The 13,811-nt window shown below is 30.5% G+C and carries 10 protein-coding genes and 1 pseudogene; 6 read left to right on the forward strand and 5 right to left on the reverse strand.

From position 1 onward, the window contains the following. The 3 genes and pseudogenes from ABY863_RS05920 to ABY863_RS05930 all read right to left on the reverse strand — a co-directional run. A pseudogene (locus ABY863_RS05920) lies at positions 1-422 on the reverse strand (hypothetical protein); the annotation flags it as partial. Positions 423-473: 51 nt separating this feature from the next. After that, complete coding sequence (locus tag ABY863_RS05925) at positions 474-1,337, reverse strand: hypothetical protein (RefSeq protein WP_372793339.1); 864 nt, start codon at positions 1,335-1,337, stop codon at positions 474-476. Positions 1,338-1,348: 11 nt separating this feature from the next. Continuing rightward, the gene (locus tag ABY863_RS05930) at positions 1,349-3,289 is read right to left on the reverse strand and encodes a T9SS type A sorting domain-containing protein (RefSeq protein WP_372793340.1); all 1,941 of its coding nucleotides are present in this window, start codon (positions 3,287-3,289) and stop codon (positions 1,349-1,351) included. A 122-nt stretch (positions 3,290-3,411) separates the two neighbouring features. On the opposite strand from ABY863_RS05930, the gene polA reads away from it, so the two are divergent. From polA to tsf, 6 genes are all read left to right on the forward strand, one after another. Then, positions 3,412-6,243 carry a DNA polymerase I gene (gene polA, locus ABY863_RS05935; protein ID WP_372793341.1) on the forward strand — a complete coding sequence of 944 codons (2,832 nt, stop codon included), beginning with the start codon at positions 3,412-3,414 and terminating at the stop codon, positions 6,241-6,243. A gap of 10 nt (positions 6,244-6,253) precedes the next feature. Further along, entirely contained in the window at positions 6,254-8,218 is a 1,965-nt protein-coding gene (locus ABY863_RS05940) for an LTA synthase family protein (protein WP_372793342.1), read from the forward strand. Between the two features lie 217 nt (positions 8,219-8,435). After that, complete coding sequence (gene rplM, locus ABY863_RS05945; protein ID WP_372793343.1) at positions 8,436-8,891, forward strand: 50S ribosomal protein L13; 456 nt, start codon at positions 8,436-8,438, stop codon at positions 8,889-8,891. Beyond that, positions 8,891-9,277: a 30S ribosomal protein S9 gene (gene rpsI, locus ABY863_RS05950; protein WP_372793344.1), complete on the forward strand. Its 387-nt coding sequence runs from the start codon at positions 8,891-8,893 to the stop codon at positions 9,275-9,277. The genes rplM and rpsI overlap by 1 nt, the downstream gene beginning before the upstream one ends. Before the next feature lie 172 nt (positions 9,278-9,449). After that, on the forward strand, positions 9,450-10,178 hold the full coding sequence (rpsB, locus tag ABY863_RS05955; protein ID WP_372793345.1) for a 30S ribosomal protein S2: 729 nt from the start codon (positions 9,450-9,452) through the stop codon (positions 10,176-10,178). Between the two features lie 57 nt (positions 10,179-10,235). After that, the gene (tsf, locus tag ABY863_RS05960; RefSeq protein ID WP_372793346.1) at positions 10,236-11,201 is read left to right on the forward strand and encodes a translation elongation factor Ts; all 966 of its coding nucleotides are present in this window, start codon (positions 10,236-10,238) and stop codon (positions 11,199-11,201) included. A gap of 50 nt (positions 11,202-11,251) precedes the next feature. Here tsf and ABY863_RS05965 read toward each other — a convergent pair whose 3' ends face one another. Together ABY863_RS05965 and ABY863_RS05970 are read right to left on the reverse strand one after the other, a co-directional pair. Beyond that, the gene (locus tag ABY863_RS05965; RefSeq protein ID WP_372793347.1) at positions 11,252-12,355 is read right to left on the reverse strand and encodes an acyltransferase family protein; all 1,104 of its coding nucleotides are present in this window, start codon (positions 12,353-12,355) and stop codon (positions 11,252-11,254) included. Between the two features lie 10 nt (positions 12,356-12,365). Continuing rightward, the gene (locus tag ABY863_RS05970; protein WP_372793348.1) at positions 12,366-13,697 is read right to left on the reverse strand and encodes a sugar MFS transporter; all 1,332 of its coding nucleotides are present in this window, start codon (positions 13,695-13,697) and stop codon (positions 12,366-12,368) included. Positions 13,698-13,811 lie beyond the last annotated feature (114 nt).

Here is a 13,811-nt window from a genome sequence, read left to right on the forward strand (position 1 = left end):
CTTTCAACTGAGGCATCTCCAGCAACATTTGCCGTTGAAAAATGTATTTTATCTTCATCGGGAGTTTGCTCTACTTCAATTTTTGTATCGCCATCAGCATCAATAAGTGAAGCTCCTGAAGTCAGTTCCCTCCATGCAGGTATAGTTATGGTTCCATTGTAAAACCAAAAGCTTTTTGTGGTAGTATCAAAAACCAACAAACCATTTGCAGGTGTTGAAATTGCCAATCGTTGAACATCTGTCATTCTTGGAATTAAAATTCCCTTTTTTGCATTTACATCTAAAGTGGACACATCAATATCTAACATAGATGAAGCATCTGGAGTGGTTGTTCCAATACCAACTTGTGCACTTGCATTAAATGATATGAAAAACATTACATTTAAGGCTATAATGAATATTTTTAGATTTATTTTTCCCATTTTTAAATTCTTTTAATTTAACTTTTATTTATATTTTATTGAAATTATTAATTACATACCCATTGCAAAAAAGTTAAACGATTTGACAAATATTGATCCAGCTCCTCCAACCTTACCAACATAAAATTCTATATATTCATCTTTAGCAAGCCATAAAGCAACATGCATTGCTGAACTTTGATTATCTGTATTACTACCACTCTTAATTATAATTTTGGATTTGTCTTGTACATTCCCATTTTTAGCAACTCCAAATACAAAAATATCGGCATTAGCTCCAGGTGTAAAACTAAAACTTAACGCAATGTGAAATAACCGAGTAGTGGTTCCTCTATAGGTTAATTTAGAATTAGTAACAGCTTGAGTAGGAGTTCCTGAAGTAGAATTTGTGAAATTAGAATCAAAACTGTCATTTAAAAAGTTAACGCCAGACGCTGGGTTAACTTTAGTCATTCCATCATTTCCAGATGCACCTGTTGTACCCGCACCAAGTGACAAGGAAGGAGCGCTAATATTAAAATAACTTAATTCACCCATCGGCACCATTAAACGGCCCTGAGGAGTTATTGTCCCTGTAAATGTTTTATTTCCAGCAATATTACTTTGGTTAGTTGTTAAATCTACATAGCTGCCAGTTCCATTTTCTACAACTTGCCAAGAAGTACCATTGTGGTAATTTAATTTGTTGGTATCTATGTTATAAATTAACAAACCAGTTGCTGGTGTTGTAATAGCATCTCTTGCTGTTGTATCCATTCTTGGAGGAAGAAATCCTTTATTAGAAGAAGTAATATCTAGTATAGAAGACGTATTAGGATTTGTTGTTCCAATACCAACTTGAGCAACAGCATTTAATCCTATAAAAAACATAATGACTAAGGCTATAAAAAATACTTGTAAATTTATTGTTTTCATGTTCTACAATTTTAATTTACAATTTTATAGGTCTTTTTTACTCCTTCAGACTCAACCAATACTAAATACATTCCTTTTTTAAATTCAAAAGGAATTGAAATTTGTGTTTGGCTTAATAAATTTGTAGTTACTTTTACCAATTGTTGCCCTAACATATTAAAAATAAATACGTTATTTAATTTTAATTCATTGGGTTTGTTAATGATAATACTATTGTTTTTATTATAAAAAACAATCATATTTGTATAAATTTCTTCTTCTAAAACAATCTCTTCTTCTATAACAATTACTTCTTTTGGTTTAAAAACTAATTTAAATCTATCTAAGTATTCTCCTGCTGGCAAATTAGGAGTAAAATTAGCAGCACTTAAATTGTAAATTGTATCTAAAACAACATCTTTTAAATACACTTTTTCATTAAAATTTTCAACAGCATCTAACATAATAGTATGTATACCTTCTTCTTCAATTATTAAACCCAAAGGAAATTCATACGTGTCATCAAAAGCTCCAACACCTTGTATTACATATTTTTTAGTTAAATCGTTTTCAATAATATAAAAAAGTTCATCTTCTCTTGATCCAGACATAATAGCATCATAACCTCTATTATAATTTATATCAGCTGGTGAATTTGGTAAAAAACCCAAAGCCAATTGCCTATGAAAACCTTCTGGATCTTCATATCCAATTCTTATAAAGCTATTTATATCTTCTTGTGTTTTTGAGCTAGCAGTTTTATAAAAATTTGATTCATCTAAAGGTAATATTTCAGTCTTAAAAAAACGCTGAGCATTATTAAAAATAACTGAAGTTCCAACATCAGTGGCTTCAACAATAAAACCTTGTCCAACTGCAATGTATCTTTCTGGCTCAAGACCTAATGCTCCCCCTAAACCATCAATAGATGAAATTACTGATGGTGCAACTCCAGTTGTTAAATTTCTAATTGCGTAACCTCCTAAATAATCAGCTAAATAATGTGAAGGCGAACCACCATCTACCCAAAATTCAATTTTATCTAATACATCTAAGTTATCTATAATAAATTGCCATGAATCTAAAGCTGAAGGATATGGATTTCCCAATAATATAGATTGCCCTGCTGCAATAGCAAATGAATAATCACCATTATTTGGCGTACCTTTAAAAACATAATTTTGATTTACGCCTCCTGTTCCTTTCATCGTATATCCCTCACCAGGCACTAAACTCGTATTTTGATTAATTGCATTCCACCCTGATGCGGCAGGATTTTTATACAGCCATTGCGTACTTATTGCTAGAGGTGTAGTGACATTTCCACTACCATCAACTGTTGCTGGTACGCCATTGTAAGGAGAACCAGAATTAAATAATACTTGCTGTGAAGAAAATGAATTTATACCAGAGTCTGTACCATCAAACAAACCTCCATTTAAAGCAAAACTACCACCATTATTTACTGGTGAAGACCAATAATTATAGGCTGTTGTACTTGAAACGCCTTGTTGATCTCTTAATAATTTACCTGAGCCAGAATTGACTACATTATTTTTCTGTACCAATTGCGCTTCACCTACCAAACGTAAATCTCCAGCAGTTAAAGTAACTATATTTTCCACAAACAAACCAAAACTATTAGCTATTGAAACACCAAGTGATGAATTATTTAGTTCTAAATTATAAAAATTCACTCCATTTGAACTTCCTGAAATATACTGAACACTCGCACTTTCAAAAGAAGTGGTTCCAGATGCTGAAGTTGTAATTCCGTTATTTATAAAATTACTATTTAAATATAAATTACCTTCATTATTATGAGTTGCCGTAGATTTATTTGTATATTCATCGCCAAAATAAACTATTGTTAATGGCTCTATTTTTAAAGCTCCTTCATTTACTATTTGTGAAAAAGCAGCAGTTATATATATGAAATTGAAACATAAAAAAATAAAATATTTTTGTTTCATGACTGACAAAGTGTTAGTTAGTAAAAACAAATTTAAATAAATGGACCAATTTATTCTATGATATTCGTCATCTCTAGAATAAATGGTTAATTTTATCAAAAAAATACATTATTAAATATATTATGTCTCAAAAACGCCTTTTTCTGTTAGATGCTTACGCTTTAATTTTTCGCGGGTATTATGCACTTATTAAAAACCCAAGAATAAACTCTAAAGGAATGGATACTTCTGCCATTTTAGGATTTACAAATTCTTTGTTGGATGTGATAAAACGTGAAAAACCTGATCATTTAGCCGTTGCTTTTGATAATGGTGGTTCACTTGCACGTTCTGAAGCTTTTCCTGAGTACAAAAAAAACCGTTCTGAAACACCCGAAGCTATTAGAATTGCCGTTCCGTATATTCATAAAATATTGGAAGCCATGCATATTCCAATTATTGAAAAAGAAGGTTTTGAAGCTGATGATTTAATTGGAACACTATCTAAACAAGCTGAAAAAGAAGGTTTTCAAACTTTTATGGTAACTCCCGATAAAGATTTTGCCCAACTAGTTTCAGAAAATATATTTATGTACAAACCTTCCCGAATGGGAAATGGCATTGAAATATGGGGAATCCCTGAAGTTCAAGCAAAATTTGAAGTTGAACACCCTGAACAAGTAATTGATTATTTAGGAATGATGGGTGATGCAGTAGATAATATTCCTGGCTTACCTGGTGTTGGTGATAAAACTGCCAAGAAATTTTTGAAAGAATACGGAAGTTTGGAAAATTTATTAGCTAATACTCATGAGCTTAAAGGCAAAATGAAAGAGAATATTGAAGCTAACAAAGAATTAGGTTTACTCTCTAAACAATTGGCTACAATCATGTTAGACTGCCCAGTTAAATTTCATGAAAAAGATTATGAATTAAATCATCCAGACCTTGAAAAAACAAATGAGATTTTTAAAGAATTAGAATTTAGAAGAATTGCAGAAAGCCTTCCTCAAATATTTAAATCGCATCCTAAAGTAGAAGAAATCAACCAAAAAGAAAAAATTCTTTCTTTGCCAAAAACACCAACTTCTGCAACACAACAATTTGATTTGTTTTCAACTCCTTCAGAAATCGTAACTGAACAAGTATACGATTCAGGCTTTAAAGAAACCAAAAACACCACTCACTTTTATCAATTTTTAGATTCACCATTAGCCAGAAAATTATTTATTGATAAGTTATTAGAACAAAAATCGGTAAGTTTTCATATTGAAACTATTGGAACCACTGCTTTTGAAGCTGATGTAATAGGGCTTTCATTTTCTTATGAAAAAGGAAAGGGATATTTTATATTACTCTCTGAAGACACCAACAAAGCACAAGAAATAATAGAAGAATTTCGTCCGTTTTTTGAAAATGAAACTATTGAAAAAGTTGGCCATGATATTAAACACACCATTAAAATTTTAAATAATTATTCCATTAATGTAAAAGGAAATTTATTTGACACCATGCTTGCGCATTATTTAATAAATCCAGATATGCGCCATGATATAAATATACTTGCTGAAACTTATTTAAATTACAAACCCACAAGCTTAGAATCTATCATCGGTAAAAATAGTAAGAATCAACTTTTATTACGTGAAATTGAGCTCAAAAGAATAGCTGATTACGCTGTAGAAATTGCTGATTTATCGCTACAATTGAAAGAGGTTTTTGAAAAAGATTTAGAAAAAAACAACCTTACTAAATTATTTACTGAAATTGAAATTCCTTTACTTCGTGTTTTGGCTTCAATGGAGTTAGAAGGTATTAAAATGGATGCTGACTTTTTAAATTCATTGTCAGAAAAATTAGTAGAAGACATTCAAAAATTAGAAGACACTATCTACAAAGAAGCTTCCGTAGAATTTAATTTAGCATCACCAAAACAATTGGGAGATGTTTTATTTGAACATCTAAAACTGGCTGCAAAACCTAAAAAAACAAAAACCGGACAGTATGCTACTGGTGAAGAAATTTTATCAAAATTAGCTTCGGAACATCTAATTGTAAGAGAAATATTAGAATGGAGAAGTTTGGTAAAATTAAAAAATACCTATGTTGATGCTTTACCAAATGAAATAAACAAAAAAACAGGACGAATTCATACCACTTATAGTCAGGCAGTTGCTGCAACTGGAAGATTAAGTTCTAACAATCCAAATCTTCAAAACATACCTATTAGAACAGAACGAGGGCGTCAAGTTAGAAAAGCATTTATACCTAGAAATGAAAATTACATCTTAGTTGCTGCAGATTATTCACAAATTGAACTTCGAATTATTGCAGCATTAAGTAATGATGAAAGTATGATAGCATCTTTTAAAAGAGGTGAAGATATTCATGCTGCAACAGCTGCAAAAGTATTTAATGTTCCGCTAAATGAAGTGACTAGAGAACAACGTAGCGATGCTAAAGCCGTAAATTTTGGTATTATTTATGGACAAGGAGCCTTTACACTGTCTCAACAATTAAATAAATCGAGGGCAGAAGCAAAAGAACTAATAGACAATTATTATAAGTCATTCCCAAAATTAAAACAATACATTGCTAATCAGGTAGATTTAGCTCGTGATAATGGTTATGTTGAAACCATTTTAGGAAGACGCCGATATTTAAAAAATATCAATTCTCAAAATGCAATTGTTCGTGCAGGTGACGAAAGAAATGCTGTAAATGCACCTATTCAAGGAAGTGCTGCTGATATTATTAAAATTGCAATGATAAAAATTGATGCATTATTAAAAAAAGGAAATTACAAATCTAAAATGTTATTACAAGTACATGATGAATTGGTTTTTGATATTTATAAAGATGAATTCACAGTTTTAAAACCTCTAATTAAGCAAGAAATGGAGCATGCTTTTGAATTTTCAGTACCTTTGACCGTTGATTTAGGAGTAGGGCAAAATTGGTTAGAAGCACATTAAAAGAGAGTTCATGTTAAAATTATTATTTCCCAAACGATTTTCATTAGTAAAAACTTTTGCTGCAACATTTTTAGTGTTTGCTTTTATTATTAGACTTACACTTTATTTTTGGTCTTTTAGTGAGATTGATTTTTCTTTCTTAAATTTTATCGAAATTTTTGGGATAGGGTTTTTATTTGATTTAGGTTGCCTTTCATATATTTTAACATTTTATTCCATCTATTTACTACTACTTCCTACTAAATTTTACGGAAGTAAACTTGATAAAATTCTTACAAATACCACCTATGCGTTAGTGCTATTTTTTATGATATTTTCATTTTTAGCCGAACTTACTTTTTGGGGAGAATATCAAAAACGATTTAATTTTATAGCGGTAGATTATTTGTTATACACCTATGAAGTTGTTCAAAACATAAATCAATCGTACCCAATACCATTCATTGTTGGAATTTTAATTATTGCTACTTTTCTCTCCATTAAAATAGCCAAAAATAAAAATGCTTTTAGTGATACTTTCAATAATACCAACTCTTTTAAAACAAAAATAATTCCTACACTCTTTTGGATGTTAATTCTAGGCAGTTTTCATTTAAACGTAAAAAACAGTCAGGCAGAAAAATTTATAAATCAATATGAAAATGAAATAACAAAATCAGGTATTTATTCTTTTTTTGCAGCCTATAATACTAGTGAATTAAATTATAATGAATTTTACCAAACCAAACCTTTAGACAACATTTATAATAGTGTTAGAGAATTAATTTTGGCTGAAAATGATAGTTTAACTAGCACTACAACAAGTATTAAAAGAACTATTTTTAATGAAGGTGAAGAACAAACCCCAAATGTTATTTTTATAGGTTTAGAAAGTGTAAGTGCTAAATTTATGGAACGCTTTGGAAATGAAAAAAATTTAGTTCCAACTATAGATTCGCTTGCTAAAAAATCTATATTTTTCACAAATTTACAAGCTACTGGTACAAGAACAATTAGAGGAATGGAAGCTCTTGCACTTTGCATTCCGCCAACTCCTGGTAGAAGCATTGTAAAACGAGAAAATAACAACAACCTATTTACTATTGGTGAAGTTTTTAAACAAAAAGGATACACTAGAACATTTTTTTATGGAGGTGATGGTCATTTTGATAATATGAATATTTTCTTCGGAAACAATGGTTTTGATATTGTTGACAGAAAAAAGAAACATCGTTTAAATGAGGAATTCCCTACTGAAAGAATTCAAATTACCGATGATGAAGTAACTTTTGAGAATGCATGGGGTGTTTGTGATGGAGATTTATTTGATAAAGTTTTAAAAGTGGCAGACGAGCAACATAAAGCTCAAAAGCCTTTTTTTAATTTTATAATGACCAGCACTAACCACAAACCCTACACCTACCCAGATGGTATTATTGATATTCCTTCTGGAAAAAATAGTGAAGGTGCTTTAAAATATACAGATTGGGCGTTCAATAAATTTTTTAAAGAAGCTAAAAACAAACCTTGGTTTAAAAATACTGTTTTTGTAATAGTATCAGACCATTGCGCTCATAGTGCTGGTAGATCAGAAATTAATGTAGAAAGTTACCATATCCCAGCAATTATTTACAATTTACAAAACAAAATTCCAGAAGAAGTAAGTAAATTAAGTTCGCAAATTGATATATTTCCTACTTTATTCGGTTATTTAAATTGGACTTACGAATCTAATCTTTTTGGAAAAGACATCACCAAAATGAAACCAAAAGACGAAAGAGCTTTAATTGCAAATCACAGAAAATTAGGACTTTTAAAAGGTGATAAATTGCTAATTTTAGATAATTACAAGGGTCATACATTTTATCAATGGAATTCAGAAAACAATAAATTAACAATTAAAAATACTGATTCATTGTTTCTAAATGAAACCATTTCCTACTACCAAACTGCATTCGATTTATTTAAAAATGACGGTTTAAAGCTAAAGAAATAATAAACTTTCTATACATAAATAAACATTCGAAAAATTAAAAATTTTAATTATTAAAAACAACCTAATTTTTTAATAATTAAAACTCCACATTTTCTTTACTGCTCAACCCTAAAAATAATACTAAAACACAGTTTGTTATCTATAAAATAGTTTGTACATTTGCACTCCCTTTTTAGGGACAAAAAATAAATGTTTAATTATAACAAAGAATTTAATTGTGAATACATTAAGTTACAAAACAGTATCAGCTAACAAAAATACCGTTACTAAAGAGTGGGTATTAGTTGATGCAGACGGCCAAACGTTGGGTCGTCTAGCTTCTAAAATAGCGATGCTAATTAGAGGTAAATACAAACCAAATTACACTCCTCACGTAGATTGTGGAGATAACGTAGTGGTAATCAACGCAGAAAAAATCACATTATCTGGGAAAAAATGGAATGACAAATCTTACATTCGTCACACAGGTTACCCAGGAGGACAAAGATCATTAACTGCAACAGAAATGTTTCAAAAAGACCCAACACGTCTTATTGAAAAAGCAGTAAAAGGGATGTTACCTAAAAACAAATTAGGTAGTGCTTTGTACAGAAATTTGTATGTGTACGCAGGTACAGAACATCAACAAACTGCACAAACACCTAAAGTTATTAACCTTAACGATCTTAAATAATGGATACAATACACAAAATAGGTAGAAGAAAAACGGCTGTTGCTCGTATTTATCTTTCTGAAGGAAAAGGAAACATTGTAGTTAATAAAAAAGATTTTAAAAACTATTTTACAACTTCACATTTACAATACAAAGTAATGCAAGCTTTAACTTTAACAGATAACGCAGAAGCATTTGATATTAAAGTAAATGTTTTTGGAGGTGGTATTACAGGACAAGCTGAAGCAATTCGTTTGGCTATTTCAAGAGCATTGGTTGAATTAAATGCTGAAAATAGATTAATTCTTAAACCTCAAGGCTTACTTACTAGAGATCCAAGAATGGTTGAACGTAAAAAATTCGGTCAAAAGAAAGCAAGAAAAAAATTCCAATTCTCAAAACGTTAATCGTATTTGTGAATTATTTCACCAATTTATTTGGTGGTTCATTGAAATTAAAATTAAAACAAAGTTGTTGTTGATCAGTCAATGGCTGAAAAACGTTTAGCATCCAAATAGGTAAGATCGATTTATCGCTACTTACCTATTGCTAACTCAACGGAACGTAAACAAAAAACAAATGACAAAAATTGAAATTCAAGAATTATTAGACGCAGGTGTACACTTTGGTCACCTTACTAGAAAATGGGACCCAAACATGGCTCCTTACATTTATGGAGAACGTAATGGTATTCATATTATTGACCTTTACAAAACTTCAGCAAAAATTGAAGAAGCTTCAGAAGCTTTAAGAAAAATTGCAACTTCTGGAAGAAAAATTCTTTTTGTAGCTACAAAAAAACAAGCAAAAGATATTATTGTAGAAAAAGCTAGCAGTGTAAACATGCCATACATTACTGAAAGATGGCCTGGTGGAATGTTAACAAACTTTATGACTATTAGAAAAGCCGTTAAAAAAATGGCTATAATTGATAGAATGAAAGTTGATGGATCTTTTGATGCACTTTCAAAAAGAGAAAAATTACAAATTAACCGTCAACGTGAAAAATTAGAAAAAAACTTAGGTTCAATTACTGATATGACACGTTTACCTGGCGCTCTTTTTGTTATTGATGTAAAAAAAGAACATATTGCTGTAGCGGAAGCTAAAAAATTAAGTATTCCAATCTTTGCTATGGTTGATACAAACTCAGACCCAAGAGATATTGATTTTGTAATTCCATCTAATGATGATGCTTCAAAATCTATCAATAAAGTATTAACTTATATTATTGATGATATTGCTGAAGGTTTATCAGAAAGAAAAGCTGGCAAAGAAAAAACTACAGAAGAAAAAGTTGCAGAATAAAACAATTAATGTATCATAGTTAAACACGAAAGTATTTAACAAAAAACATAAAATAACATGGCAAATATTACAGCCGCAGAAGTAAATAATTTAAGAAAATCTACCGGAGCTGGTATGATGGACTGCAAAAATGCACTTGTTGAAGCAGAAGGAGATTTTGACAAAGCAGTAAGTATTTTACGTAAAAAAGGACAAAAAGTTGCTGCTAATAGAGCTGACAGAGATACCTCTGAAGGTGCTGTTATAGCTAAAGTTAATGACGCTAAAACAAAAGGTGCTATTATCTCATTAAACTGTGAAACTGATTTCGTTGCAAAAAATGATTCTTTTGTTGCTTTAGCAACTGAGCTTGCTACTATTGCACTTGATTATACTACAAAAGAAGATTTTTTAAATGCTCCTTTTGGAGAAATGACAGTTGCTGAAAAATTAATTGAGCAAACTGGAGTTATCGGAGAAAAATTAGAAATTGGTGGTTTTGAAAATGTTTCTGGACCATTTGTAGGTTCTTACATTCATGTTGGTAATAAAATTGCAACTTTAACTGTATTGTCTGCTAATGTTGAAGGTGCTGAAGTAGTAGCAAAAGATGTATCAATGCAAGCAGCTGCAATGGGAGCAACTACTTTATCTTATAAAGATTTTGATCCTAGTTTTGTTGCTTCTGAAATAGAAGCTAGAATTGCAGTAATTGAAAAAGAAAATATTGAATCTGCAAGATTAGGTAAAACACTTAAAAATATTCCTACATTTATTTCAAGATCTCAATTAACTGATGAAGTTATTGAACAAACTAAATTGAAATTAAAAGAAGAATTAAAAGCAGAAGGTAAACCTGAAGCAATTTGGGATAAAATTCTTCCAGGAAAATTAGAAAGATTTATTTCTGATAATACTACATTAGACCACGAATTATGTCTACTTGACCAAAACTTTATTAAAGATGATAAAATAACTGTTGCTGAATATGTAAAAACTATTGGAGTAACTGTTGTTGACTTTAAAAGAGTTTCATTAGTATAATATTTCACCTAAAGTGATAAAAAACCTCGCAATTTGCGAGGTTTTTTGTTTTATATCTTAATAAAGATCTTCTTTTTGTATAGTATATATGTTAAAAACCAAAAGAAAATAATATGACTTACGGCAAATAATAAGGATCCATTCATATTCCCAGCAATAGGAACAAAAATAGTACCATATAAATAATTATAACCCGTTACTATTTCTCCTTCAGAATTCGTGAATTTTACCAAATAAATAATTGTCTTCGCATAAATTCCAGAAAACACAAAAATAAATAATGGATTTGTACCAAAATGAATAAATGGCTTAGACCAATTACTTATTTTCTTTACATCAATAACCCACAATAAAAAAGCCAAAAACAACATGGCTAAACCACCAGTGTATAATACGTATGAGCTAGTCCATAACGGCTTATTAATTGGAAATAAATACCCCCAAAACCAACCAATAGCTGCAATTGCTACTCCATATTTTATCATTTTCTTTATGGCAACAATAACCTCATTTGAATTCTCAATAATTCTACCTGTAAAATAACCCAATATAACCGTTGCCACAGAAGGAATTGCTGACAATAACCCTTCTGGATCAAAAGGTATTCCGAAGCCCTTATAAATATGATTTTCACCAAAAAGCAACAAATCAATTTTACCTACAACATTAGAAGTTAAACTGTAAACATCACCAGAGCCACCAAAATATAACAAAGCCCAATAGCCTACTAAAATAATACCTAAAATCGCAAATAATTGCTTGTAATTAAATTGCATACATAAAATTGCTCCAATAGCATAAGCAATGGCAATACGCTGGAGTACACCAAAAAATCTTAAATGTTCAAAATTAAATTTAGGGAAAGCATTCAAAAAGAGTCCTAATAAAAAAATGACTAAAAACCTTTTTAATACTTTTAGAAGTCCACTTTTTGTAAGCCCTTCTCCATATTTTTTGAAAGAAAACCACATAGAAACTCCAACAATAAATAAGAAAAAAGGGAAAACCAAATCGGTTGGAGTACAACCATGCCATTTAGCATGACGTAATGGTGGATAAACATAACTCCAACTACCTGGATTATTTACCATAATCATAAGAGCAATGGTTAAACCTCTTAAAACATCGAGTGCAATTAATCTTTTAGCTACCATATTAAAATAATTAATCTTTCTTTAATCCTAATTTATGGCCAGAAATTGCATAGTATAAGATAATAAGGTAACAAGGCAATAAGATCCAATAACCTGATGTAGCCGCTTCTGCTGAAGCTAAAGCCTCACTCATACCTTGTGCCATTAGTTTAACTTTATTTTCGTCAACAAACCAGCCATATAGTGGTGGAATAATTGCTCCCCCTGAAATTGCCATTATTAATAGTGCAGATGCTGTTTTTGTGAATTTCCCTAATCCTTTTAGTGTTAATGGCCAAACTGCAGGCCAAACCAATGCGTTTGCAATTCCTAATGCTGCAACAAAAAGAATTGACGTAAAACCGGTGGTAAACACAATACAAAATGTTAAAATAATACCTAATACAGCGCTTAATTTTAAAGCTAAGGCCTGATTTACATATTTTGGAATTAAAAATACTCCCAAACCATAAGTTGCAACCATTGCCATTAATGTAAATGTGGTGAAAAATTTGGCTTTAGCTGCTGTAAATCCTAATGAAATTCCATAAGCGATAATAGTGTCTCCAGCAATTACTTCAGCCCCTACATAAACAAATAAAGTTAAAACGCCCAACCATAAATGTGGAAATTGAAAAATACTAGTTTTGGTAGTTTTACCTTCTTTTGCTTCTTCAATAGGCTCTGCCTCCACATGTGGAAGTGGGGCTTTTCTAATTAAAATACCTAAAACAAATAATACCACTGCCATAATTATATAAGGAGTTACCACACTATCTGCCATTGTATCTAATAATTGTGCTTTTTCTGTAACACTTACAGTACTTAATTTATCTTTAATTTCATCAATTCCTGATAATAAAAGTGCTCCAAAAATAAGAGAACCTAAAGCACCTGCTATTTTGTTTGCAATTCCCATAATAGCAATACGTTTAGCAGCACTATCTATGGGTCCTAAGATGGTGATATATGGGTTTGATGCCGTTTGTAATAAAGTCATTCCCATACCCTGAATAAATATTCCAGTTAAAAACACCCAATAAGTTCTTGCTTCTGCTGCTGGTATAAAAACCAACGCACCTACTGCCATCACTATTAAGCCTAAAGACATTCCTTTTCTATACCCAATTTTATTAATAATTGCAGAAGCCGGCAAAGCCATAACAACAAAGGAAATATAAGATGCTGATGCTACTAGAAATGATTGCGCTGATGTTAATTCATTAATAGTTTTCATAAATGGAATTAACGCTCCATTTATCCAGGTGACAAATCCGAAGATAAAAAATAACCCAGCAATAATTATAATTGGTATTATTGTATTGATTTTGTTGTTTGAAGTTTCGTTTACTTTTGTTGACATATTTATTGTTTTACCTAAAATTAATTAATCTCTATTTACCTTTTAAAAAGATGATTGTCTAAAGTATGATATTAATTTATATCTACTAATTATTTTCTATAATCAACATAAAAT

This window comes from Lutibacter sp., assembly GCF_041562875.1.
GTDB lineage: Bacteria > Bacteroidota > Bacteroidia > Flavobacteriales > Flavobacteriaceae > Lutibacter.